General features: G+C 39.0%; 28 protein-coding genes. All 28 read left to right on the plus strand.

Annotated elements, in window-relative coordinates; translation table 11 throughout:
* Positions 1–17: 17 nt before the first annotated feature.
* The 28 genes from trmFO to flhB all read left to right on the plus strand — a co-directional run bounded on the left by trmFO (position 18) and on the right by flhB (position 23,774).
* Positions 18–1,328 (plus strand): FADH(2)-oxidizing methylenetetrahydrofolate--tRNA-(uracil(54)-C(5))-methyltransferase TrmFO, encoded by a 1,311-nt coding sequence (trmFO, locus tag AC1ECF_RS04585; protein WP_480388224.1) that lies wholly within the window; start codon positions 18–20, stop codon positions 1,326–1,328.
* 70 nt (positions 1,329–1,398) lie between these two features.
* A complete protein-coding gene (xerC, locus tag AC1ECF_RS04590) occupies positions 1,399–2,292 on the plus strand; it encodes a tyrosine recombinase XerC (RefSeq protein WP_480388225.1) in 894 nt (297 codons plus the stop codon).
* 20 nt (positions 2,293–2,312) lie between these two features.
* Positions 2,313–2,873 carry an ATP-dependent protease subunit HslV gene (gene hslV / locus AC1ECF_RS04595; RefSeq protein WP_480388226.1) on the plus strand — a complete coding sequence of 187 codons (561 nt, stop codon included), beginning with the start codon at positions 2,313–2,315 and terminating at the stop codon, positions 2,871–2,873.
* Positions 2,860–4,251, plus strand: coding sequence for an HslU--HslV peptidase ATPase subunit (gene hslU / locus AC1ECF_RS04600; protein ID WP_480388415.1), 1,392 nt, complete (start codon positions 2,860–2,862; stop codon positions 4,249–4,251). Before hslV ends, hslU begins: the two co-directional genes overlap by 14 nt.
* Positions 4,252–4,334: 83 nt before the next feature.
* A complete protein-coding gene (gene codY, locus AC1ECF_RS04605; protein ID WP_480388227.1) occupies positions 4,335–5,114 on the plus strand; it encodes a GTP-sensing pleiotropic transcriptional regulator CodY in 780 nt (259 codons plus the stop codon).
* Between the two features lie 1,618 nt (positions 5,115–6,732).
* Positions 6,733–7,125: a flagellar basal body rod protein FlgB gene (flgB, locus tag AC1ECF_RS04610; RefSeq protein WP_480388228.1), complete on the plus strand. Its 393-nt coding sequence runs from the start codon at positions 6,733–6,735 to the stop codon at positions 7,123–7,125.
* A gap of 2 nt (positions 7,126–7,127) precedes the next feature.
* A complete protein-coding gene (gene flgC, locus AC1ECF_RS04615) occupies positions 7,128–7,592 on the plus strand; it encodes a flagellar basal body rod protein FlgC (RefSeq protein WP_480388229.1) in 465 nt (154 codons plus the stop codon).
* 19 nt (positions 7,593–7,611) lie between these two features.
* Positions 7,612–7,914, plus strand: coding sequence for a flagellar hook-basal body complex protein FliE (fliE, locus tag AC1ECF_RS04620; RefSeq protein ID WP_480388230.1), 303 nt, complete (start codon positions 7,612–7,614; stop codon positions 7,912–7,914).
* A gap of 57 nt (positions 7,915–7,971) precedes the next feature.
* Positions 7,972–9,564 carry a flagellar basal-body MS-ring/collar protein FliF gene (gene fliF, locus AC1ECF_RS04625; protein ID WP_480388231.1) on the plus strand — a complete coding sequence of 531 codons (1,593 nt, stop codon included), beginning with the start codon at positions 7,972–7,974 and terminating at the stop codon, positions 9,562–9,564.
* Between the two features lie 13 nt (positions 9,565–9,577).
* Positions 9,578–10,591: a flagellar motor switch protein FliG gene (gene fliG, locus AC1ECF_RS04630; RefSeq protein ID WP_480388232.1), complete on the plus strand. Its 1,014-nt coding sequence runs from the start codon at positions 9,578–9,580 to the stop codon at positions 10,589–10,591.
* The gene (gene fliH / locus AC1ECF_RS04635) at positions 10,584–11,354 is read left to right on the plus strand and encodes a flagellar assembly protein FliH (RefSeq protein WP_480388233.1); all 771 of its coding nucleotides are present in this window, start codon (positions 10,584–10,586) and stop codon (positions 11,352–11,354) included. Before fliG ends, fliH begins: the two co-directional genes overlap by 8 nt.
* A 5-nt stretch (positions 11,355–11,359) precedes the next feature.
* On the plus strand, positions 11,360–12,682 hold the full coding sequence (gene fliI, locus AC1ECF_RS04640) for a flagellar protein export ATPase FliI (RefSeq protein ID WP_480388234.1): 1,323 nt from the start codon (positions 11,360–11,362) through the stop codon (positions 12,680–12,682).
* Positions 12,682–13,131 carry a flagellar export protein FliJ gene (fliJ, locus tag AC1ECF_RS04645; protein WP_480388235.1) on the plus strand — a complete coding sequence of 150 codons (450 nt, stop codon included), beginning with the start codon at positions 12,682–12,684 and terminating at the stop codon, positions 13,129–13,131. The genes fliI and fliJ overlap by 1 nt, the downstream gene beginning before the upstream one ends.
* 7 nt (positions 13,132–13,138) lie before the next feature.
* Entirely contained in the window at positions 13,139–13,735 is a 597-nt protein-coding gene (locus tag AC1ECF_RS04650) for a MotE family protein (protein ID WP_480388236.1), read from the plus strand.
* 31 nt (positions 13,736–13,766) lie between these two features.
* Positions 13,767–14,915: a flagellar hook-length control protein FliK gene (locus AC1ECF_RS04655; RefSeq protein ID WP_480388237.1), complete on the plus strand. Its 1,149-nt coding sequence runs from the start codon at positions 13,767–13,769 to the stop codon at positions 14,913–14,915.
* A gap of 3 nt (positions 14,916–14,918) precedes the next feature.
* Complete coding sequence (gene flgD, locus AC1ECF_RS04660) at positions 14,919–15,560, plus strand: flagellar hook assembly protein FlgD (RefSeq protein WP_480388238.1); 642 nt, start codon at positions 14,919–14,921, stop codon at positions 15,558–15,560.
* A 15-nt stretch (positions 15,561–15,575) separates the two neighbouring features.
* Entirely contained in the window at positions 15,576–15,956 is a 381-nt protein-coding gene (locus AC1ECF_RS04665; protein WP_480388239.1) for a TIGR02530 family flagellar biosynthesis protein, read from the plus strand.
* A gap of 71 nt (positions 15,957–16,027) precedes the next feature.
* A complete protein-coding gene (gene flgG / locus AC1ECF_RS04670) occupies positions 16,028–17,008 on the plus strand; it encodes a flagellar basal body rod protein FlgG (protein WP_480388240.1) in 981 nt (326 codons plus the stop codon).
* 55 nt (positions 17,009–17,063) lie between these two features.
* Positions 17,064–17,288 carry a flagellar FlbD family protein gene (locus AC1ECF_RS04675; protein ID WP_480388241.1) on the plus strand — a complete coding sequence of 75 codons (225 nt, stop codon included), beginning with the start codon at positions 17,064–17,066 and terminating at the stop codon, positions 17,286–17,288.
* A complete protein-coding gene (gene fliL, locus AC1ECF_RS04680) occupies positions 17,275–17,706 on the plus strand; it encodes a flagellar basal body-associated protein FliL (RefSeq protein ID WP_480388242.1) in 432 nt (143 codons plus the stop codon). The genes AC1ECF_RS04675 and fliL overlap by 14 nt, the downstream gene beginning before the upstream one ends.
* 32 nt (positions 17,707–17,738) lie before the next feature.
* Positions 17,739–18,737 carry a flagellar motor switch protein FliM gene (gene fliM / locus AC1ECF_RS04685; protein WP_480388243.1) on the plus strand — a complete coding sequence of 333 codons (999 nt, stop codon included), beginning with the start codon at positions 17,739–17,741 and terminating at the stop codon, positions 18,735–18,737.
* The gene (fliY, locus tag AC1ECF_RS04690) at positions 18,730–19,866 is read left to right on the plus strand and encodes a flagellar motor switch phosphatase FliY (RefSeq protein ID WP_480388416.1); all 1,137 of its coding nucleotides are present in this window, start codon (positions 18,730–18,732) and stop codon (positions 19,864–19,866) included. The genes fliM and fliY overlap by 8 nt, the downstream gene beginning before the upstream one ends.
* A 20-nt stretch (positions 19,867–19,886) precedes the next feature.
* Positions 19,887–20,249, plus strand: a complete 363-nt coding sequence (locus AC1ECF_RS04695; RefSeq protein WP_480388244.1) for a response regulator — start codon at positions 19,887–19,889, stop codon at positions 20,247–20,249.
* 5 nt (positions 20,250–20,254) lie between these two features.
* Complete coding sequence (locus AC1ECF_RS04700; RefSeq protein ID WP_480388245.1) at positions 20,255–20,968, plus strand: flagellar biosynthetic protein FliO; 714 nt, start codon at positions 20,255–20,257, stop codon at positions 20,966–20,968.
* Positions 20,961–21,626 (plus strand): flagellar type III secretion system pore protein FliP, encoded by a 666-nt coding sequence (fliP, locus tag AC1ECF_RS04705; protein WP_480388246.1) that lies wholly within the window; start codon positions 20,961–20,963, stop codon positions 21,624–21,626. The genes AC1ECF_RS04700 and fliP overlap by 8 nt, the downstream gene beginning before the upstream one ends.
* Before the next feature lie 12 nt (positions 21,627–21,638).
* Entirely contained in the window at positions 21,639–21,908 is a 270-nt protein-coding gene (gene fliQ / locus AC1ECF_RS04710; protein ID WP_480388247.1) for a flagellar biosynthesis protein FliQ, read from the plus strand.
* Positions 21,909–21,913: 5 nt separating this feature from the next.
* Positions 21,914–22,687, plus strand: a complete 774-nt coding sequence (gene fliR / locus AC1ECF_RS04715) for a flagellar biosynthetic protein FliR (protein WP_480388248.1) — start codon at positions 21,914–21,916, stop codon at positions 22,685–22,687.
* 1 nt (position 22,688) lies between these two features.
* Entirely contained in the window at positions 22,689–23,774 is a 1,086-nt protein-coding gene (gene flhB / locus AC1ECF_RS04720; RefSeq protein WP_480388249.1) for a flagellar biosynthesis protein FlhB, read from the plus strand.
* Positions 23,775–23,787: the final 13 nt, after the last annotated feature.

The following is a 23,787-nucleotide window of genomic DNA, read 5'->3' on the forward strand; positions in this document are numbered from 1 at the left end:
GAAAGAAGGATTCTAATATGACTGAAATCGTAAATGTAATTGGTGCTGGTTTGGCAGGAAGTGAAGCGGCATGGCAGATTGCGAATCGCGGTGTAAAGGTTCGCTTATATGAAATGCGTCCAGTGAAACAAACGCCAGCCCACCATACAGATAAATTCGCTGAATTAGTTTGTTCGAATTCACTTAGAGCAAATAATCTAACAAACGCTGTAGGGGTCATAAAAGAAGAAATGCGTATGCTTAATTCTTTGATTATCCAGTCAGCTGACAACAGCAGCGTACCAGCGGGTGGGGCATTGGCAGTTGATCGTCATGATTTTGCAGGTCGTGTGACAGAAGCAATTCGAAATCACCCAAATATTGAAATTGTGAATGAAGAAGTAACCGAAATACCAGAAGGAATAACGGTAATCGCAACTGGTCCACTTACTTCTCCTGCATTAGCAGAGAAGGTAAAAGAGATCACTGGGCAGGATTATCTTTATTTCTATGATGCTGCTGCGCCAATCGTAGAAAAAGACAGTATTGATATGGATAAGGTATACTTAAAATCTCGTTATGATAAAGGCGAAGCTGCTTATTTGAACTGTCCAATGACAGAAGAGGAGTTTAATCGTTTTTATGATGCGCTCATAGCTGCAGAGGTTGTGCCATTAAAGGAATTTGAGAAAGAGATTTATTTCGAAGGATGCATGCCTGTTGAGGTAATGGCTGCTAGAGGTAGAAAGACATTATTGTTTGGTCCGATGAAGCCAGTTGGATTAGAAGATCCGAAAACAGGTAAAAGACCTTATGCTGTTGTACAACTACGTCAAGATGATGCTGCTGGAACTCTTTATAATATCGTTGGATTCCAAACGCATTTAAAATGGGGACCACAAAAAGAAGTTCTTCGCCTAATCCCTGGGCTTGAAAACGTAGAAATTGTAAGATACGGGGTAATGCATAGAAATACGTTTATCAATTCTCCTTATGTATTAAAGCCGACTTATCAGTTGAAGGAAGAACAACGAATCTTCTTTGCAGGACAAATGACTGGTGTGGAAGGATATGTAGAGTCCGCTGGAAGTGGTCTATTAGCTGGTATTAACGCTGCTAAGCTTGCGAAGGGCGAGGAGCTTGTTGTATTCCCGAGTGAAACGGCGTTAGGAAGTATGGCGAGATATATTACGGAAGCTAATCCGAAGAACTTTCAGCCGATGAACATCAACTTTGGTTTATTTCCAGAGCTTCAACCGAAAGTGAGAGACAAAAAAGAGCGCACAGAACAACTAGCAAATAGAGCGTTGACAACAATTCGAAATTTTATGAAAAATACGTCAATATAATTGATTTTGGCCTCTTAAAAGTTGTATACTTTGAGAGGCCTTTATATTGGTTGTATAGGAGCTGGTTATAATGATCGGGACGGAAGAATTACACGCTTTTATTACGCATATACAGTTGGAAAAAAATTATTCAAGCTTGACTGTACGAGAATATCAAAAGGATATTGGTAATTTTATGAACTTTCTCGAACAAGAGGGCGTAAGCGACTTAAATGATGTAGAATATATTCATGCACGACTTTTTGTCACAAAATTATATGAACAGCAATTGGCACGAACTACAATTTCCAGAAAGATATCCGCTATTCGGTCCTTTTATAAATATTTAAACAAGGAATATAACATACGAGATGATGCATTTCAGAGTCTTTATCATCCCAAGAAAGAGGAGAGGCTTCCTCAGTTTTTTTATGAAGAGGAATTGGATGTTTTATTTGAAAAAAATAAAGGAACAGATCCTTTATCTATTCGAAACATCGCAATTCTGGAGATACTATACGCTACCGGTATTCGAGTGAGCGAACTTATTTCCATTGAATGCAGTCATATAGATAGTAGCTACGGAGTAATTCTTGTTATGGGAAAAGGTAGGAAAGAAAGGTACATACCTGTGGGTGACTATGCGCTTGGTGCGGTAGAAGAATACACAAAAACAAGCAGACCTAAACTTATGAAGAACAAGTCTCATTCCTATTTATTTGTCAATCATAGGGGAGAACCACTGACCACAGATGGAGTAAGGTATATTTTAAACAGCATGATGAAGAAAGCTGCCTTACATAACTCCATTCACCCTCATATGTTACGACATACCTTTGCTACACATTTATTAAATAATGGAGCAGATCTACGAAGTGTGCAGGAGCTTTTGGGCCATGCACATTTATCATCTACGCAGGTATATACACATGTAACAAAAGAGCATTTAAGAAAAACTTATATGAACGCCCATCCGAGGGCTTAAAAGTAGGAGGGAAAGAGTTTATGAGTCAAATTCATGCAACTACTATATTTGCGGTACAACATCGAGGTTCTTGTGCAATGGCAGGAGATGGTCAAGTAACACTTGGCAATCAAGTAGTGATGAAGCACACGGCTAAAAAGGTGAGAAGGCTATTTAATGGCCAAGTGGTGGCAGGATTTGCAGGTTCGGTAGCTGATGCTTTTACCCTTTTTGAAATGTTTGAAGGTAAGCTACTAGAGTATAATGGGAATCTTCAAAGAGCAGCAGTAGAGTTAGCTAAGCAGTGGCGAGGAGACAAAATGCTTCGTCAGCTGGAGGCGATGCTACTCGTGATGGACAAAGATCATTTATTACTAATAGCAGGAACCGGTGAGGTTATAGAACCGGATGATGGTGTACTTGCAATCGGGTCTGGTGGGAACTATGCTTTGGCTGCAGGAAGAGCCTTGAAGAAGTTTGCCGGAGATACGTTGACGGCGAAGGAGATAGCTGAGGCGGCATTAAACACGGCCGCTGATATTTGTGTATTTACAAACCATCAAATTATTGTGGAGGTAATAGGTGAAAATGAAAGAAACTAACTTAACTCCTAAACAAATAACTGAGCACCTAAATAAATATATTGTTGGTCAAGAGTCTGCAAAAAAATCAGTAGCTGTTGCATTACGTAATCGTTATAGAAGACAGTTGCTAGACGAGGAAATAAGAATGGAGGTAATACCAAAGAACATTCTTATGATTGGTCCAACAGGAGTTGGGAAAACAGAAATTGCGAGAAGAATTGCCAAGCTAACGAAAGCCCCATTTGTAAAAGTGGAAGCAACGAAATTTACAGAGGTTGGCTATGTAGGTAGAGATGTCGAGTCTATGGTAAGAGATTTGGTGGAGGCTGCTGTCCGTATTGTAAAAGAAGAGAAGATGGAAGAAGTCAAGGATCAGGCCGAACGACTTGCTAATGATGCGATTGTGAAACTATTAGTTCCATCTCTGAAAAAGAAGAATTCTGGACAAAATCCGTTTGAAGCCCTTTTTGGAGGGAAAATGGAGGATGAAGCCTCAGAAAATGATGATGTAGAGATACGTATAAAACGCTCGCAAATTGCCGAGGATTTAAGAGACGGCAAATTAGAAAATGAAATCATCACGGTAGAGGTAACAGAGCAAGCCCCTTCTATCTTTGACGCTTTGCAAGGTGGCGGGATGGAAAGCATGGGAATGAACATGCAAGACGCTTTATCTAGCCTAATGCCTAAAAAGAAGAAGAAAAGAAAAATGAAGGTGAAGGATGCTCGTAAAATTTTGACTCAAGAAGAGGCTAGCAAGCTAATTGATAATGATGAGCTCTCCCAAATCGCAATTGAGCGGACAGAGCAATCTGGGATTATCTTTATTGATGAAATGGATAAAATCGCAAGTAAAAGTGGTGGAAGCTCGGCAGATGTTTCAAGAGAGGGCGTACAAAGAGATATTCTGCCAATAGTAGAGGGGTCTACTATTACTACTAAATATGGTGCTGTCAAAACAGATTATATTTTATTTATTGCAGCTGGAGCCTTCCATATGTCAAAGCCGTCTGATTTAATTCCAGAGCTGCAAGGACGCTTTCCAATCAGAGTGGAACTCGAAAAGTTGACACAGGAGGACTTTGTTCGGATCTTGAAAGAGCCACATCATTCTCTTATTAAGCAATATGAGGCGTTGCTAGAAACAGAAGGGGTTTCAATCTCCTTCACTGAGGAAGCAATCGAACGTATTGGAGACATAGCTTATCAGGTCAATCAGGAGACGGATAATATAGGAGCGAGAAGGCTTCATACCATCCTCGAAAAAATATTGGAAGAGCTGTCCTATGAAGCTTCTGACATATCTCCAGCACAAATCCAGATAACCCCTGCATATATAGACTCTAAACTTGACAATATTGTGAAAAACAAAGACTTATCGCAATTTATACTGTAAGATATGAATGTTATTAGAATCGGAAACAATTAAAAAACTTTTGAATTTTGAAAAAATGAAAAACTATATGGAGGACTATACACATGAATCTTTTGGAAAAAACTCGTAAAATTAACTCGATGCTACAAGCATCTGCTGGGAAGCCAGTAAACTTTAAAGAAATGGCAGCTACTCTAAGCGCTATCATTGAATGTAATGTATTTATCGTTAGCAGAAAAGGGAAGCTTCTAGGTCATGAAGTACATCAACAAATTGAAAATGACCGTATGATTAAAATGATGGAAGAGCGTCAATTCCCAGAAGAATATACGCAAAACCTTTTCCAAATTAATGAAACATCCTCTAACCTAGATGTATACAGTGAGCATTCTGTATTCCCAGTAGAGAACAGAGACCTATTTAAAGATGGTCTTACAACAATCGTTCCAATCATCGGTGGTGGAGAGCGCCTAGGTACACTTATTCTTGGACGTCTTAAAGCGGAATTTGGCGAAGATGATTTAATCCTTGCTGAATACGGAGCTACAGTTGTAGGAATGGAAATCCTTCGTGAAAAAGCGGAAGAAATCGAAGGTGAAGCAAGAAGCAAAGCTGTGGTGCAAATGGCGATTAACTCACTTTCTTATAGTGAGCTTGAAGCAATTGAGCATATCTTTGAAGAATTAGATGGAAATGAAGGCTTGCTTGTAGCTTCTAAAATCGCTGATCGCGTTGGAATTACTCGCTCAGTAATCGTAAATGCACTTCGTAAGTTAGAAAGTGCAGGGGTTATCGAGTCTCGTTCGTTAGGAATGAAAGGAACTTATATCAAAGTGTTAAACGATAAGTTCTTAGCAGAGCTTGCACAACTTAAATTACGCTAATAGCATTGACTACGGTAAAACTTTTTATTTGCTATAAGTGAAGAAAAATACCTCAAGAGCATACCGAGGGCACTGAAAACTGTAGTCTTTTTATAATCGATTCATATCTAGAAAAAATAAGGCCCTTTTTGTTCTTTTTTGAACAGAAAGGGTCTTATTTCTATATCTGTTTCTTACTCCTTTCACTTAGAAGTTTCAATATTCGCTTGAGGTTGACCGTAAATATAGTGGTCGCTCCTTGTATTTTCATGCCGAATAAACCCACTGACTTGGCTGTTTTATACCCATGCGGATTTTTGATTTCACTATTTTTCGCCTCTATTTTATAGCTTTTCTTCGCTATTAGCTTGAAAGCCTCTGTCTCTTGAAATTCCGCTTGTTCCTAATGGAACGTGGACTTGATAGTAACCAAATAAGACTGACTTGCTTTTGGCACCTTCTTTATAACAACCTTCTCTAATAGGGCAAACTTTACATTTTTCAATATAAAATAGAAAGTGATTTGCTGGTTCTTAGCTTAATTTTTCTTTCCGGTACGCGCTTGTTTGATTGCCATATATCCCGCCGGCAAACAAACAAGCCTGCGCATCCTTGTTAAAATCAAACTCTCTCTTCCGTTGTCCGTTGCCATTGGTGATGGCGAGATGCAATGGGGATATCAGTTGAAGTCCTTAAGACTTTACGTGCAGTAAATTATCTTTATCTGAATAGCTGTATCCAAATATTCGAGAAGGTGGACATCTGATAGGTCTTGAATTGCTTTTAGTAGTAGTTATTTAAACATCCGAATCCGCCACAATGGAAATTAAAGATTTAAAAAAGCGAGTATGTGAAAGATTCTCCCCTACATCCTCGCTTCAAGTATTAATGAAATTTTTCAGTGCCCTCGAGCATACCTAGAGGTATTTTATATTATCTACCTCGAAAGTATCTCCCCTTAAAAAATACCTTCGAATACTGCATATGTGCTTGTAAGATATCTTGAACAAATGCACTAACTCCAACCTCTACCTATAAACAATCTTCTTAAGAATAAGTATCAGGACTAACCTTGCTAAAGCAATCTATTGCATATAAATAGACTGTCCAAGAATAAATCTATCCTTTACAGGAGTAATTTGTCATAATCAACGACAAAACTAGATTAACTGTAATTTGTCCTTTCTTGAAGAGATTTCACTAGTTCATCTCAAGTTGAATGACCGCAAATTTTAAGACTAGTTAGTGATAAAATAATTTTTTTGTCTGTTTCTTTTAGCGTTAGTACCCACATAGGTATAATACGTAATTAATCTAGTGGTTTCATAATATCGACAGCCAATGATTGTGAGTTACCTAGACCAATAAAACTAGTCGAATAAAACAGAATAAAAGAGAAAATATTTTTATAGGGACTTAATTAAAGGTAAAAAAATACATATATGTATGAAATGTGACTACTTTCGACAAAAATGGTAATAATGATGAATTTTTATTATAAAAAAGGGAAGAAAGTACTATGAAAATTCAAAAAATATAATAGACACTAAGTTATATATTCATTACAATTATAATATTATGATTTTGATAGAATATTACTAAATTACAGTATAGAAAAATAATTAGGGGTGAGTGAAAAATGACTTTTTTTGGAGGGACTATAAATAATTTAGAACGAGCTTTAGACTTTTCTGCTGTGAAGCATAAGACAATTGCTCAGAATATAGCGAATGTTGACACGCCGAATTACAAGGCGAGGGATGTGGATTTTCAGCAATATTTGACAGAGGCGAAAAGTATGTCTATTTCAGCATACCGTACAGACAAGAAGCACTATAATTTTTCGGCGAACGCAGGTCAATCGGAGGTGTTTGATTACTCAAGCTTCCAATACAATAGTAACGGCAATGGAGTGGACATGGATAAAGAACAGGCAAACCTTGCGACAAACCAGCTATATTATAATGCCTTAATTGACCGAATGAGCGGGAAGTTAAATACACTTCAAAATGTAATCAAGGGAGGAAGATAATCATGTCAATCTTTCATGGGATGAATACAACTGCCTCTGCCCTTACTGCACAGAGACTTCGAATGGATGTCATTTCATCTAACATGGCCAATGCTGAGACAACAAGGGCCAAAATGGTGGATGGAGAATGGCAGGCTTATAGAAGAAAGTCGGTTACCCTGCAGCCGTTAGAAAATGGTCGTTTTTCTAGCTTCTTAAATGTAGCGATGGGAGCTGGGGGTAAGAATGGAGCAGGTAGCGGTGTTAAGGTGACAAATGTAAAAGAAGACACAGAGACGCCATTTAAACTTGTCTATGATCCAACACATTTAGACGCTAATGAAGATGGTTATGTTGAAATGCCTAATGTTGACCCGTTAAGAGAAATGGTCGATTTAATATCTGCCACAAGGTCGTACGAGGCAAATGTTACAGTGTTCAATGCGAACAAAGCAATGATGTCGAAAGCGCTTGAAATAGGAAAATAGAAAGAAGGGTAATATATAAATGGCAATCGAATCAGTTTCTATGTTTCAGACTTCCCCGATTAATACGCTCGCTGCTCCTAAGAGTAGCCCAGCAGAAGCACAACAAAATTTTGGTGAGATGCTTAAAGGTGCGATTGATTCAGTAAACTCATCCCAGCAAGCATCGGATATAGCGACAGAGAAATTAATTAATGGTGGAGATATAGAATTACACGATGTAATGATTGCTTCTCAAAAGGCTAGCATTACATTAAATACTACACTCGAAATACGTAATAAAGTTGTAGAAGCATATCAAGAAATCATGCGAATGCAGGTGTAAGCTCTCGGTTATTAGTGAATGAAAAGCCGAAATATTCAACGTAGCCGGAGGAAAAATATGAATGAACGAATAACAAACATCACTCAAAATTTAACTGGCTTTTGGAAAAGTAGAACAAAAGCACAAAAGGGTACCATTATAGGGAGCATTGTTGCGATTATCCTTGCTGCAGCAGCTCTGACCTATTTTATGAGTAGAACTACCTTTATTCCCCTCTACTCGGAAGCTTCTCCAGCAGAAATAGGACGGATTAAAGAAACATTAGATGCTCAAGGAGTACCGAATGAAATAGGTCCTGGTGGAACATCCATCTTAGTTCCTGATGGACAGGCAGAAGCATTGCTTGTACAAATGGCAGCAGAAGGGTTTCCTCAATCTGGCATGATCGATTATAGCTTTTTCTCGCAAAATGCTGGCTTTGGAATGACTGATAATGAATTTAATGTATTAAAGCTTGCCTCCATGCAAACGGAGCTTGCCAATCTTATAAAAAGTGTAGAAGGCGTGAAGGATGCCAAGGTAATGATTACTTTGCCAGAAGAAGGAGTATTCCTTACACAAAGCAACCAAACAGCTAGTGCATCCATCGTATTAAACACAGCACCAGGATACCAATTCACTGAATCACAAATTAATTCTCTTTATAATTTAGTGGCGAAATCTGTACCGAACTTATCAACGAACGATATTGTGATTATGAATCAGTATTCCGAGTATTACGACTTAAACCAAGCAGGTAATGGCACAGGAGGTTCTCTTGTTACAGACCAAATGACATTGAAGAAAACAATTGAAAGAGATCTTCAACGGCAGGTGCAAACAATGCTTGGTACTTTAATGGGACAAGACAAGGTTGTTGTATCTGTTACAACAGATATTGATTTTAAGAAAGAAAATCGTGAAGAAAATCTAGTGGAGCCGGTGGACCAAGATAGTATGTCTGGGATTCAACTAAGTGCTCAGCGGATATCGGAAACTTTTACTGGAAACAATCCGATAGCTGGTGGTACTCCTCAATCGGAGGATCCAACAGATAACTCTACTAGTTATTTAGAAGGTTCTAATGCAAATGGTGATTATGAACGGACAGAAGAAACGATTAACAATGAAGTTAACAGAATAAGAAAAGAAATTGTGGAAAGCCCATATAAAATCAGGGACATCGGTATCCAAGTGATGGTTGAACCACCAAACCCTGAGGATGTTAACTCTCTTTCTAATGGAGTTCAAGAGGATATCGAGCAAATTCTTGCAACGATTATTCGTACTTCCATTGATAAAGGGGCAGTAGCCGAACTAACAGAGGAACAAGTACAGGATAAAATAGTTGTTTCTGTTCAACCGTTTAACGGAAAAAATTCTCTCACTGCAGAGACCAGCCAAACGATTCCTTGGTGGATTTTCGTTATCGGAGCAATCTTACTTGCAGCAATCATCCTATTAGTATTCTTTATCATCCGCTCTAAAAGAAGAGAGGCTCAAGAGGATGAATTCGTATTTGAAGAGCAAATGGAAGAGATAAAGATTGAGGACATAAACAATGAAAAAGAAACAGAGGCTACATTGAGACGGAAACAATTAGAAAGAATGGCGAAGGACAAGCCAGAAGACTTTGCGAAATTGTTGCGTACTTGGATAGCTGAGGATTAATGGGGGAATGGTCATGACTAAGAAGGAGAAAGGGCTAACTGGTAAGCAAAAAGCGGCTCTTCTATTGATTTCATTGGGACCAGAAGTATCAGCTTCCATCTATAAGCATTTAAATGAGGAAGAAATTGAACGGTTGACCCTTGAAATATCTGGTGTGAAAAGAGTAGAGCCAGAGGTGAAAGAGGATATTATTGAAGAGTTTCATCATATCGCTTTAGCTCAGGACTATATTTCACAGGGTGGCATTGGTTATGCCAAAACAGTTCTGGAAAAAGCGCTTGGAAGTGAGCACGCCCAGGCGATTATTAATCGACTGACATCGTCGTTGCAAGTAAAACCTTTCGATTTTGCTAGAAGAGCGGAACCAACTCAATTATTTAACTTTATTCAAAACGAACATCCACAAACAATTGCGCTGATACTATCTTATTTAGAGCCACAGCAGGCAGGAGTGATTTTATCCTCGCTGCCTCAGGATGTGCAAGCGGATATAGCGAGAAGAATCGCAACCATGGATTCTACTTCTCCGGAGGTAATTAGCGAGATTGAATCCATTCTAGAAAGAAAGCTGTCTTCTACTGTTACGCAAGACTTCACAGAGACAGGCGGTGTAGACGCAGTAGTCGAAGTGTTAAATGGAGTAGATCGTACAACAGAGAAGACTATCTTAGACGCACTAGAAATTCAAGATCCTGAGCTAGCGGAAGAGATTAAGAAGCGTATGTTTGTATTCGAAGATATCGTTACACTCGACAATCGCTCTATTCAACGAGTTATTCGAGATTGTGAAAATGAGGATCTTATCTTGTCCATGAAGGTTTCAAGTGACGAAGTGAAAGAAATTATTTTCCGAAACATGTCTACTAGAATGGCAGAGACATTTAAAGAGGAAATGGAGATTATGGGACCAGTTCGTCTACGAGATGTTGAAGAAGCACAAACTAGAATTGTTTCAGTGATTAGAAGATTGGAAGACGCCGGAGAGATTATCATTGCTCGCGGTGGAGGAGATGACATCATTGTCTAAGATTTTCCGAAATGCACAGCTCAGGACTCAAACAGAGCAGGCAAAGCAAATTCAGATAAAAAATCTTTCTCTAACTCTGCCTAATGATGAAAAGGATGAGAACAATAGGGAGAATTTATTTAGAGAAAGAGAAAGAAGGAACGATAAGCAAGAAGGTTTGCTAGCGAAACGCGAGCAAAAGTTATTAGAGGAAGAAGCTGCTGCAAGAGCAAGGATACAAGCGGAAAAAGAAAGCTGGGAATCAGAAAAGCTTGCTCTACAGCATGAGGCGTATGAGGAAGGCTTTACACGAGGTGTAGAAGAAGGCCGAGCAAAAGGATATGCTGAGCTACAAGAGACCCTTCAGCAAACGAATATGGTGTTGAACGAGGCTTATCAAAATGCTGCAGCTTATGTACAAGAGCAGGAGCACGTAATTCTAGAGCTGGCTATTCGTACAGCGGAAAGAATACTGGGTGAAAAGCTGGAAGATAACGCTGATTATTTCTTATCAGTAGTAAGAAGAGGTCTCAAGGAAGCTAGAGAGATGAAAGAAATAAAATTATATGTTTCTATGAACTATTTCTCCCTTATTTCTAGCAATAGAGAGGAATTAGCAGCAATTTTCCCAGTAGATGTTCCTTTTATGATTTTTGTGGATGAAGAAATGAATGAGACAGATTGTTATATAGAAACAAATCGTGGAAGAATCGTAGTAAGCGTCGATGAACAGTTAAAGGAATTACGTAGGAAACTGGTAGACATCTTAGAGAGTATGGAGTGAATGTGATGAAAGCGAAAGAGTTGATCCAACAAGTTTCGAATATACCAACCTTTAAAAAATTTGGTCGCGTCAGCCGTGTTGTTGGATTAATGATTGAGTCACAAGGACCTGAGTGCTCAGTTGGTGATGTTTGCAAAATTCATATTCAATCCCCCAAGAATGGTCACTCTGAACTTCTTGCAGAAGTAGTTGGTTTTCGAGAGGAAGTAGTAGTCTTAATGCCATATACCAACATTCGAGAGATTTCAACAGGATGTCTAGTAGAGGGTACAGGCAGTCCGTTAGAGGTAAGAGTCGGTCCGGAGCTAATAGGAAAGGTCTTAGACTCCATGGGAAATCCAATCGATGGATCTACCCTCCCAAAAGGTCTAAGTACTGTTGGAACTGAGCAGGATCCACCTAATCCGCTCACCAGGCCGCCAATTCATGAGCAGATAGAGGTTGGCGTAAAGGCAATTGATGGCATGCTTACTGTCGGTAAAGGACAGCGTGTAGGTATCTTTGCGGGCTCAGGGGTAGGTAAGAGTACACTTCTTGGGATGATTGCCAGAAATACAAATGCAGATTTAAATGTCATTGCACTCATTGGAGAACGTGGCAGAGAGGTACGAGAGTTTATTGAACGAGACTTAGGTAAAGAAGGGCTGGAAAGAACGATTGTTGTTGCTGCTACGTCAGACCAGCCGGCTCTCATGCGAATAAAAGGAGCATTTACTGCAACGGCGATAGCCGAGTACTTCCGTGACAAAGGGTTAAATGTCATGCTTATGATGGATTCAGTAACGCGAGTTGCAATGGCTCAACGAGAAATAGGGCTAGCAGTTGGAGAGCCGCCGGCAACGAGAGGATATACCCCTTCCGTTTTCGCAATCTTACCAAAGCTCTTAGAAAGAACCGGTACAAACCAGCAAGGAACCATCACGGCCTTTTATACAGTGCTAGTGGATGGGGATGATATGAATGAACCTATTGCGGATACGGTGCGAGGGATACTAGATGGTCATATCGTGTTAGATAGAGCACTTGCGAACAAAGGGCAATTCCCAGCGATAAACGTATTAAAAAGCATAAGTCGTCTAATGAATCACATTTCAGATGAACAGCATGTAAAAGCTGCTGAACGATTAAGAGAGCTATATTTTACTTATCAAAAATCAGAGGATCTTATTAATATTGGTGCATATAAACGTGGTACATCAAAAGAAATAGATGAAGCAATTCAATACGAGCCAATCATTACAGCCTTCTTAAAGCAAAGTTACCTGGATAAGGTTTCATTCAAGGAAAGTGTTCGTGAATTAGTAACTTTATCTGGTGGAGGTTCATAATGGTTACGTTTCATTACAAATTTTCAAAGGTTTTAACTGTCAAAGAGCAAGAAAAGTCTGATACAGAAATTGCTTATAAGGAATCTGTAAACATCTTTGAACAGGTTGCAACAGAGCTATATACTCTCTTAAAAAAAAGAGAGGATACATTAGATCAACAAAATAGTCACCTGAGTAACGGGCTATCCGTAGATGGAATCCACCATTATGCTCATTACTTGGATGCTCTTCAAAGGAGAATAGAAGTTCTTCAGCAGGAAGTAATTCAGGCGAGAGCCAAAATGAACTGGTATGAGGAGCGATTGTTAGAGAAATCTCTAGAAGTAAGAAAGTTTGAAAAGATAAGAGAAAAAGACTTGGAAAGCTTCCAGATAGAACAAAATAGACAAGAATCCTTATTCTTGGATGAGATATCCTCGTTAAAGTTTCAAAACAAAGAGATTAGGTGAGTAAACCATGGCTAAACCAACCAAAACAACTAAAGGTGTACAAGTGAATAACTCTAAACCTAACAAGATAGGCAAGGGGAAAATGTTTTTCCACTTCTTTTTTATCCCTTTCTTATTTGCTTTAGCTCTCCTGTTAGGCTTTGCTCAACTTACCAATGTAAATATTTTCGAAAAGGCGAAGGAGCTAACTAGTCTTAACGAAGATGGGACAGCTAAAGAGGAGATAAAAAATGAACGGCTTGAGCAACGAGTAGTGTCATTGCAGTCCGATATTCAAGAGAAAGAAGTACAAATCGACCAGCTTCAGCGTCAAATGGAACAGTCAGAGCAATCGAAAGAAGAACTTTTGTTAGAGCAAGAGAGATTGCTTGATGAAATCGAAAGTTTGCAAAGACAAAAGGAAGGTGCAAAGAGAGAATTTGCAGAAGTGGTGACAACCTTTGAAAACATGTCTGCAAAAACTGCAGCACCAGTCATTACAAAAATGAGCGATGCAGAAGCTCTTCGAATTTTGACTTCCTTAAATCCAGAGACGGTAGCGAAAATATACGAAAAAATGTCTCCAGAAGATGCGGCGAAATATATAGAGTTAATGTCTCAGTAATAAACAGAATACTTGAAGGGAGGTGAAAAAAATGAATATTACACCGGTTATGCCGAAAATGGCTTCCATCCAACTCACGAAACAGCCCGGTAACATGCAAGCGTTTGGTCAAGTGTTTGGTCAAGTGTTTGGTCAGATGCTAACAAATCCAGCTTCCGAATCCCTTACAGAACAAGCTTCAGGAATGGAAGATCTTCTTGCGCTATTAAATCTAACGTCATTAGAGGAGATAGAAGAAATGGTCGGAGAGCCTGTAAGTCAGGACGAGCTACACGCACTCTTCACTGATTTAGTCGGGGAAAAATCTCTAGAGAAAGAAACAGATATGTGGGGCTTTATAGAAGGATTGCTAATGCAGGATCCAGCAATAAGGGAGGCTATTTTAACTTCTGTTCAATCAGGGCAGCCAAAGAAAGATTTGGCTATTCAACTGGTTGGGCAACTAAAGATGGTAGAAATGATAGGCAAAAAATCTGACTTAACCTTAAAGCAAGAATCCGTTTTATTTGATATAAGCCAATTATTAGGTTCTATTAAGGAAGGGTTAGCAAACTCAGGAAAGACAGAGGGTTTTCCAGCGTATCAATCAATGAAAGCAATTAACTCGAATCTGCATTTCACAAAAATCCTTTCCCAGCCAATCACTTCGGATACAGTGGTAGAGGCGAAGGAAACAATGGCAACTCAAGGGCAGCTACCTAATCTTACACAGCCGAAGGTAGAGACAGGCACGATTGTTCTGCCGTTCAATAAGCCTGCTCAATCAGAGGAATTGGCAAAAGAGCTTCAAAAAATCATGAATAGAGTGCAATTTGGTCAGTCTGGTGGAGCTAATCGTTTAGTACTAAAGTTATATCCAGAGCAACTTGGAACAGTGCGCATTGAACTAATCCAGAAGGACGGGATGCTGACTGCAAAAATGCTTGCTAGCACGCCACTCGGTAAAGAATTGCTTGATACCAATGCTTCGCAGCTTCGAAATGGTTTGCTTAGTCAAAATATTCAGGTTGAAAAGCTTGAGGTCAGTTTGGCTCTTCAGGATACTGCTCGTCAAGATCGTCAGCAGAGTTTCGATGGATCCTTTAAGCAACAGCAGCAATCACAGGAACAAGAAAAACAGGATAATAAGGAAGAGGTTCCACTATCATTCCAAGATTTACTAGATGGATTGGAGGTATAACGAATGACTAATTTTCAACCAATAACAAGCAATATGTACTTGTCTCAACAGCAAAAGTCTACAAGAACTACAGGTAACGGGACATTAGGGAAAGATGAGTTTTTAAAAATACTCATGACTCAGCTTCAGAATCAGGATCCAACCAGTCCGATGGAGGATACAGAGTTTATTTCCCAAATGGCACAGTTTTCTTCGCTAGAGCAAATGACAAATATGACAAAGGCATTTGAAAAATATGCCGAGGCTCAAAACCAAACACAGCTGATTCAATATAGCAATTTTGTTGGAAAAGAAATTAAATGGCATGAAATCACGGACAAGAAAGATGATAAAGGCGACTTTATTATCCAAGAAGGAACGGGTTCCATTGTAGCTGTTAAGTTTGTGGAAGGCAGAGCAGAATTTACGCTAGCTGATGGAAAAGTAATCTCACCAGGAAATATATCTGAAGTACTAACAGCCGGTTCGTCCTCTAACAGCTTAGTAGAAGCTAGCATGATGATTGGCAGGTTAATAGAATTTAAAGCTGGTGAAATAGTAGGAAGTGGTACAGTTGAATCTGTCTCTAAAAAGGAAGGGAAAATAGTATATAACCTTTCAGATGGGACTGCTGTAAGTACAGAGCAAATAACATCCATTAAATAGAACGAGGTTTGGTCAATGGACAAAATGATGATTAATCGCGTCCCATTGCAACCGGTAATACGCCAGCCTATTCAGGCGAAACAAGTAACTACGCCAAGGCAATCGTTTTTACAGCATCTACAAGATGCGCAGGAAAACACACAGCTAAAGATTAGCAAGCATGCAAGCGCTAGACTGGCAGAACGTAATATTCATCTGACAGATGCAGATTGGCGACTTGTAAGTGATAAGGTGTCGGAAGCGCGCAAAAAGGGTGTGAATGATTCATTGGTGTTAATGGATCAGGTGGCATTAATTGTCAGTGTGAAGAATTCGACGGTGATTACGGCCATGGATCGCAGGGAAGCAACAAATCAATTATTCACAAATATAGACGGCACCATTGTGCTGGGATAGCAGGACCTTTAAAGGATGCTATGTGCTGTGGAATGATAGAAGCAGCACGAAAATAGAAGGGAGAAATAAGAATGATTCGCTCAATGTATTCAGGTATTTCAGGTTTAAAAAACTTCCAAACAAAGTTAGATGTAATTGGGAATAACATTTCAAACGTTAATACGTATGGTTTTAAAAAAGGTCGTACTGTTTTTAAAGATTTAGTATCACAAACAACTGCTGCAGCATCTGCAGCTACATTAACTCGCGGGGGAGTTAATGGGAAGCAAGTAGGTCTAGGAGCTCAATTATCTGCAATCGATACTATTCATGCGGGTGGTTCTTTACAATCCACTGGTAATACATTGGATTTAGCGATCTCAGGAGATGGTTTTTTCCAAGTTGCTGACGGGAATAATGATGTAGATCCAACAACAGGAGCAGGAACATTTACTAATCCATCTTTTACAAGAGCAGGGAATTTTTATATGGATAACAATGGCTATTTAGTAGATTCAAATGGTAAATTCCTAGTTGGTGTTGGTATAGGGTGGGATGGAGATCCAACAACTGTAGGGACAACATATCCAGCCAACACAGACGTTACAGCTGCAGCTGTAACTGGAAATCTTTCAGGAACGCCAGGTGAGATGCCCGATGTAATACCAGTAACTGCTGTAGGAGGAACCCCAGCATATACTCCTATCCGTATACCAACAAATGCCCAAAGTATGGGGGTAGGACAAGACGGTTCCATTACTTTCGTAGATGCTGCTGGTACTCTTAGATGGGCAGGACAATTAGTATTAACTAAATTTGCTAATCCAGGCGGGTTAGAAAAAACTGGATCTAACTATTATCAAGCATCATCGAACTCAGGTAATCCAATGAATCAAGTTGCATTAAAAGAAGGAATTGGTTCCGTGCAATCAGGCTTCCTTGAAATGTCCAACGTGGATCTTTCCGAGGAATTCACAGACATGATCGTTGCTCAGCGTGGATTCCAAGCTAACACACGAATCATCACAACATCAGATCAAATTTTAGAGGAATTAGTAAATCTAAAACGATAATTAATTTTATTAGCAAGGGAGGGTTGGGCCGTTCCTTAGTGCCCGGCCCTTTTATATGATTCACTTAACTAGATTAAATGGTAAAGAATTTTCATTGAATGCTCTATACATAGAGACGGTAGAATCTTTTCCAGATACAACGATAACGCTAACGAACGGTCATAAATATGTAGCCAAAGAGAGCAGAGAAGAAGTAGCCGAAAAGATTCTGCAGTTTTATCAAGCTATACATATTTTATCGAATCCCCAAGTAAGAGGTGTTCAATTTGAAGAACAATAACAGACTACTAACGATAACACTCATCATATTAGTTTCTATTACTCTAGTAGGAGTGATATTCCTTATCGCATTTTTCCAATTAAGTAAAGGGAATGAGGGTACTGAGCCAACTATCGATGAAATCATTGAGGCATCCATTGATATTCCTGAGATAACTACAAATTTATCAGGTAATAAATTCATTCGACTTTCTTTGAAGGTTCAAACAGATAGTAAGGATAGTGCAGAGGAGCTGGCAAAAAGAGATTTCCAAGTGAAAAATATTATTATAACGGAATTATCGGAAATGACTCCGAAGGATTTAGAAGGAAAAGAAGGAAAGCTGGCATTTGAATCTTCCATCAAAACGAAAATCAATGAGCTCATGAGTAATGGAGAGATTCAGCAAGTTTATATTACATCCTACATTATTCAGTAGGATACGCATTATGTGAAATGGAGGTGGGCAAATTGGCAGGAGATATTTTATCTCAATCAGAAATAGATGCGTTGTTAAGCGCTCTTTCCACAGGAGAAATGACAGCAGATGATATGAAATTCGAACAAGAAGCAAAAAAAGTGCGTGTGTATGATTTTAAGAGAGCACTTCGTTTTTCAAAGGATCAAATAAGAAGCTTAACGCGTATCCATGAAAATTTTGCTCGTCTGTTAACGACTTTTTTCTCTGCTCAGCTGAGAACATATGTACAAATCTCTGTAGTATCAGTCGACCAAATTCCCTTTGAAGAATTTATACGCTCTATCCCGCACAAGACATTAATTAATGTTTTTGAAGTTCCGCCACTTGAAGGAAATATATTAATGGAAATTAACCCAAACATTGCTTATTCTATGTTAGATTTATTAATGGGTGGAAAAGGGCAGAGTTATTCAAAAACAGATAATCTAACAGAGATAGAGACAAAAATCATGACGAATCTTTTTGAAAGATCCTTTGATAACTTACGAGAAGCATGGTCCAATATAGCGGATATAGATCCAATATTGACAGAGCTAGAGGTAAATCCTCAGTTTCTCCAAATGATTTCACCGAATGAAACAGTTGTTGTTATTTCTTTCAACACGGTTATTGGAGAAACGAGTGGAATGATAAACATTTGTATACCACATGTTGTGCTAGAGCCGATTGTACCTAATCTCTCCGTGAGATATTGGATGCAATCAAACAAGAAAGAGGTTTCTGAGCAGCAATTACAGATTCTAAAAAAGCAAGTAAAGTCTGCAGAATTACCAGTTGTTGCGGAGCTTGGCAAAACAGATATTACAATGGAGGATTTACTTTTCTTGCAGTTGGGTGATGTCATCCAGCTTCAAACAAAAATAGAGGAACCGTTGACTATAAAGGTTGGCGATGTTCCTAAATTTAGTGCGCAGCCTGGAAAGCTAAAAAAACGGATGGCAGTTCAAATTATTGAGACTTTGAAAGGAGGAGAGGATGATGATGAGTGATGATATGCTCTCTCAAGAAGAAATTGAGGCTCTCCTAAGAGGTACAGTTGGAGAAGATAAAAATACGGAAACGAGAATCGAGGATTATTTAGATTCCTTTGCACAGGATACACTCGGAGAAATTGGGAATATTTCTTTTGGAAGCTCCGCTACCGCTTTATCAGCGTTACTCGGGCAAAAAGTAGATATAACTACTCCTAATTTAAGTATGATTAACCAAAGTAAGTTGAAGGAGGAATTCCCACATCCTTATGTGGCTGTTCAAGTTCAATATACAGCCGGCTTGATTGGCTCTAATCTTTTAGTGATCAAGCAATCCGATGCAGCGATTATCGCTGACTTGATGCTTGGTGGGGACGGCACTGATCCGAGTTCAGATTTAGGTGAGATACAGTTGAGTGCTGTACAAGAGGCCATGAACCAAATGATGGGCTCTGCAGCAACCTCTATGTCTACAGTTTTTAATAAAAAGGTCGATATCTCGCCACCAACGATAGATTTAATGAATTTGCTTGAGGGTGAAGGAGTAGAGGCTATACCAAGTAAAGAGCTGTTAATAAAAATTTCCTTCCGCCTAAGAGTAGGAGGTTTAATAGATTCCAATATCATGCAGCTCTTACCGCTGGACTTCGGATTAGAGTTAGTAAAATCTCTGATTGGAGAGCAAGGCGAATCTGAGGCAGCAGCTACCGTGGTAGAGGAAAAAATTCAAGAAGCTCCTATTTCAGTAACTAAAAAGACTTATCAAGAGGATGTGCAGGAAATGTCTTCTATGCCAATTAGTCAGCCAAAACCTTCTAAGGCGCAAGTAGAGGTTCAGCAGGCTCAGTTTACTAGCTTTGAAGCTCCTCATTTGTCACAGAATGAATCGAGAAATTTAAATTTACTCCTCGATATACCGCTTAGTGTGACAGTAGAATTAGGACGTACGAAAAGAACCGTGAAAGACATTTTAGAGCTGACAAGTGGCTCGATTATAGAATTGGATAAACTTGCTGGCGAACCCGTTGATATATTAGTGAACCACCGTCAGATTGCTAAAGGTGAAGTAGTGGTAATTGACGAGAATTTCGGAGTGCGTATTACAGAAATATTAAGCCAAGCAGAGCGAATTCATAATTTAAGATAAGCAATGGAGGACAAGGAAAAATGTCAAAGAGAATACTAATTGTGGATGATGCAGCATTTATGAGAATGATGATTAAGGATATTCTAACGAAAAATGGCTTCGAGGTTGTAGGAGAAGCAGCAGATGGTATACAAGCTGTAGAAAAATATACAGAGCTTAAGCCGGATTTAGTAACAATGGATATAACAATGCCCGAGATGGATGGCATCGATGCACTTAAAAAGATTAAAGAAAAGGATCCTGCTGCAACTGTCATTATGTGTTCAGCTATGGGGCAGCAAGCAATGGTTATTGATGCAATTCAAGCTGGAGCCAAAGACTTTATTGTGAAACCATTCCAAGCTGATCGAGTAATTGAAGCTATCTCCAAAGCGATAGGGTAATAGAAATGAAATATTATTCCCTTTTACTTTGTTGTTTTATTACATGTATTTTGTTTCTACCAAATCCGATAGAGGCGAATGCAGCGGTGAACCAACACGAATGGGTAAAGGATAATTACAAGCCAAGCGATGAACCTTCGGAAGAAGAAACAGAGCAAGATGGAAGTACACAAGATTCTGAAGCAGAGGCAGAAGGAGTTCCACCGCTGGATGAGGAGCCATTAAGCGGTTCTGAAGGCGTTTCTGTCACTGCTTGGGACTATATAAAGATGATTTTTGCTCTTTTATTGGTGATTGGACTGTTATTTGCTGTCCTACGTTTTTTAAACAGTAAAAATAGAACGTTCCAGCAAAACCGTCTTGTCCAAAATCTCGGAGGTATGGGAGTAGGGCAAGGTAAGTCTATTCAGCTTATGCAAATAGGCAACTCCTTATATGTTGTTGGTATTGGGGAAAACATCACCTTATTGAAAGAAATCACAAATCCAAAGGAAATAGAAGAATTAACGACCATGTATGAGGAAACAACCGTGAGTGGTAAGGCAGTTCCTTATTTGGTGGAAATTTTTCAGCGTGCTAGAGCTAGGAAGGATTCAACCTCCACTCAGCCTTCTTCCTCTTTTCAGGATACCTTGCAAAAAAGACTGCAAGAGGTTAAACAAGACCGCAGTAACGTATTAAAGGATTGGAAAGCAAAGGAGCGTAATGACCATGAATGATTTCGTCCAATTTTTCTCGGACAGTGATCCATCTAATGTCTCCACATCCATCAAATTAATGCTGTTGCTGACGGTTTTATCTTTGGCACCAAGTATTCTTATTTTAATGACTTCCTTTGCACGGATTATCATTGTCTTATCCTTCGTACGGACTGCGCTTGCAACGAACCAAATGCCACCTAACCAGGTGTTAGTAGGATTAGCTTTATTTTTAACATTCTTTATCATGGCTCCGACATTACAGGAAGTAAATGAGACAGCGTTAACACCTCTGTTTAATGAGGACATAACGTTGGAGGAGGCCTACTCCAGAGCGAGTGGACCGTTTAAGGAGTTTATGAGTGAGCATACTCGTCAAAAGGATTTGGAGTTATTTTTACGATATACCGAATCGGAAAGACCGGAAACAATTGAGGATATTCCTCTAACTACATTGGTTCCAGCCTTTGCTCTAAGTGAGATAAAAACCGCGTTTCAAATTGGATTTATGATTTTTATTCCTTTTTTAGTAATAGATATGATTGTTGCAAGTGTGCTTATGTCTATGGGGATGATGATGTTACCACCGGTAATGATCTCCTTGCCATTTAAAATTCTTTTATTTGTACTAGTGGATGGCTGGTATCTCGTGATGAAATCCCTTCTACAAAGTTTTTAGGAGCTGATTGTTATGAATAGTGAAATGGTAATTGCAATTGCAGAGAGAGCTATCTGGATTATTCTACTAGCTTCAGGTCCTTTACTTTTAGTTGCATTGGTTACAGGTCTTATCGTGAGTATTTTTCAAGCAACCACCCAAATTCAAGAGCAAACGCTTGCCTTTGTTCCAAAGATTGTGGCTGTATTAGTGGCAATCGTATTTTTTGGCCCTTGGATGCTTTCTCAAGTAACAACGTATGCTGCAGACATCTTCGAAAATTTAGTTAGATACATAGGTTGATCAGTATGGAAGAAATATTACCTAATTTTACTGTTTTGTTATTAATTATCGCCAGAGTATCAGCATTCTTTGTAACGCTTCCTTTATTCTCTCATAGAACAATACCGGCAAATCATCGTATTGCGTTTGCGGTGCTTCTATCTTGGATGATGTATTATAGCTTCGATCATCCACCATTTGAGATTAATGGTGATTACATGATGCTTATCATAAAAGAGGTACTGGTTGGATTACTGATTGGTCTACTTGCTTTTATCATTATGTCGGCGATTCAAATCGCTGGTGGATTTATTGATTTTCAAATGGGTTTTGCGATTGCCAATGTGATTGACCCACAGACTGGAGCACAGAGTCCCTTAGTCGGACAATTCTTTAATACGATTGCTTTACTTTTGCTATTAGCAATAAATGGCCATCATCTGCTCCTCGATGGAATATTTTATAGCTATCAATTCATGCCATTGGATGCAGGATGGCCAGCGTTTGGAGGCAATTATGCAGAGTTTATTGCAAAAACATTTGCCGGAATATTTGCAGTTGCCTTTCAAATGTCTATTCCAATCGTTGCAACTCTTTTTCTAGTGGATATTGCACTTGGTATTACAGCCAGAACGGTGCCTCAGCTAAATATCTTCGTAGTCGGATTTCCTATAAAAATCGGTGTGAGCTTCATCGTTTTGTTGGTGATGATGGGCGTGCTGATAGCTGTTATGCAGAAAATGTTTGAGATTATGATGTTTAGCATGCGAGATTTAATGATAATTTTAGGTGGTGGCTAATTTGGAGTTGCTCCGATTAGATTTACAGTATTTTGCCGGAGAAAAAACAGAAAAAGCTACGCCTAAGAAGAGACTCGATTCTCGAAAGAAAGGGCAGGTCTTAAAGAGCCAGGATGTAACAAGTGCTTTTGTGCTACTAGCTGTTTTTTTGTTTCTCTTTTTCTTTAGCGGCTTTTTGCGCTCAGAGATCTTCTCTTTCTTCGATATAACATTTAATAGTTACATGCTAATGGATTCGTTGACAATTGATACCACCATTGAGATTTATAAAGATTTACTAATGGAAATTGCAGTTATTTTGTTACCTATTATGGCGGTGGCAGTCATTGCAGCGATCGCAGCTAATTTCTTTCAATTTGGTCTTTTATTTACAACAGAGCCGCTTAAATTGGATTTGAAAAAGATTGATCCAATAAAAGGATTAAAACGCATATTTTCTATGAGGGCTATAATAGAGCTTTTAAAATCTATTTTGAAAATAGCCTTTATAGGCTCTGTTACAGCCCTTATTATTTGGATGAATCTAGAACAGGTTTTGTCTCTTTCCTTTAAAACTCCTTGGGATATCCTATCTACAGTTGGTTGGTTAACAGGGATGATGGGGATAGCTGCTTCTTTTGTTCTTTTGTTAATCTCAGTCCTTGATTATTTTTATCAAAGATATGACTATGAAAAAAATCTAAAGATGTCCAAGCAGGATATAAAGGATGAACACAAAAATACCGAAGGGGATCCGATAATCAAATCTCGTATAAGGCAGCGACAACGAGAAATGGCGATGAGACGGATGATGCAGGAAATCCCAAATGCAGATGTTGTCATCACCAATCCCACTCACTTTGCAATTGCCTTAAAGTATGATGATAACTCAATGGACGCTCCCATTGTGGTAGCAAAGGGAGCGGATTTTGTGGCTCAGAAGATTAAGATGATTGCAAAAGAGCATGATGTGGTCATGGTAGAAAACCGACCTTTGGCTAGGGCGATGTATGATCAAGTAGAGATTGGCCAAAGAATTCCTGATGAATTCTTTAAGGCAGTAGCAGAGGTTTTAGCGTATGTGTATCGAATTAAACAAAAAATTTAATGAAAAAGATAGA

The organism is Psychrobacillus sp. Z3-81 (genome assembly GCF_056620325.1).

Excerpts from the sequence above, each read along its gene's own strand:
- trmFO (WP_480388224.1), top strand. The coding sequence starts at position 18 with ATGACTGAAATCGTAAATGTAATTGGTGCTGGTTTGGCAGGAAGTGAA.
- xerC (WP_480388225.1), top strand. The coding sequence starts at position 1,399 with ATGATCGGGACGGAAGAATTACACGCTTTTATTACGCATATACAGTTG.
- hslV (WP_480388226.1), top strand. The coding sequence starts at position 2,313 with ATGAGTCAAATTCATGCAACTACTATATTTGCGGTACAACATCGAGGT.
- hslU (WP_480388415.1), top strand. The coding sequence starts at position 2,860 with ATGAAAGAAACTAACTTAACTCCTAAACAAATAACTGAGCACCTAAAT.
- codY (WP_480388227.1), top strand. The coding sequence starts at position 4,335 with ATGAATCTTTTGGAAAAAACTCGTAAAATTAACTCGATGCTACAAGCA.
- flgB (WP_480388228.1), top strand. The coding sequence starts at position 6,733 with ATGACTTTTTTTGGAGGGACTATAAATAATTTAGAACGAGCTTTAGAC.
- flgC (WP_480388229.1), top strand. The coding sequence starts at position 7,128 with ATGTCAATCTTTCATGGGATGAATACAACTGCCTCTGCCCTTACTGCA.
- fliE (WP_480388230.1), top strand. The coding sequence starts at position 7,612 with ATGGCAATCGAATCAGTTTCTATGTTTCAGACTTCCCCGATTAATACG.
- fliF (WP_480388231.1), top strand. The coding sequence starts at position 7,972 with ATGAATGAACGAATAACAAACATCACTCAAAATTTAACTGGCTTTTGG.
- fliG (WP_480388232.1), top strand. The coding sequence starts at position 9,578 with ATGACTAAGAAGGAGAAAGGGCTAACTGGTAAGCAAAAAGCGGCTCTT.
- fliI (WP_480388234.1), top strand. The coding sequence starts at position 11,360 with ATGAAAGCGAAAGAGTTGATCCAACAAGTTTCGAATATACCAACCTTT.
- fliJ (WP_480388235.1), top strand. The coding sequence starts at position 12,682 with ATGGTTACGTTTCATTACAAATTTTCAAAGGTTTTAACTGTCAAAGAG.
- AC1ECF_RS04650 (WP_480388236.1), top strand. The coding sequence starts at position 13,139 with ATGGCTAAACCAACCAAAACAACTAAAGGTGTACAAGTGAATAACTCT.
- AC1ECF_RS04655 (WP_480388237.1), top strand. The coding sequence starts at position 13,767 with ATGAATATTACACCGGTTATGCCGAAAATGGCTTCCATCCAACTCACG.
- flgD (WP_480388238.1), top strand. The coding sequence starts at position 14,919 with ATGACTAATTTTCAACCAATAACAAGCAATATGTACTTGTCTCAACAG.
- AC1ECF_RS04665 (WP_480388239.1), top strand. The coding sequence starts at position 15,576 with ATGGACAAAATGATGATTAATCGCGTCCCATTGCAACCGGTAATACGC.
- flgG (WP_480388240.1), top strand. The coding sequence starts at position 16,028 with ATGATTCGCTCAATGTATTCAGGTATTTCAGGTTTAAAAAACTTCCAA.
- AC1ECF_RS04675 (WP_480388241.1), top strand. The coding sequence starts at position 17,064 with ATGATTCACTTAACTAGATTAAATGGTAAAGAATTTTCATTGAATGCT.
- fliY (WP_480388416.1), top strand. The coding sequence starts at position 18,730 with ATGAGTGATGATATGCTCTCTCAAGAAGAAATTGAGGCTCTCCTAAGA.
- AC1ECF_RS04695 (WP_480388244.1), top strand. The coding sequence starts at position 19,887 with ATGTCAAAGAGAATACTAATTGTGGATGATGCAGCATTTATGAGAATG.
- AC1ECF_RS04700 (WP_480388245.1), top strand. The coding sequence starts at position 20,255 with ATGAAATATTATTCCCTTTTACTTTGTTGTTTTATTACATGTATTTTG.
- fliP (WP_480388246.1), top strand. The coding sequence starts at position 20,961 with ATGAATGATTTCGTCCAATTTTTCTCGGACAGTGATCCATCTAATGTC.
- fliQ (WP_480388247.1), top strand. The coding sequence starts at position 21,639 with ATGAATAGTGAAATGGTAATTGCAATTGCAGAGAGAGCTATCTGGATT.
- fliR (WP_480388248.1), top strand. The coding sequence starts at position 21,914 with ATGGAAGAAATATTACCTAATTTTACTGTTTTGTTATTAATTATCGCC.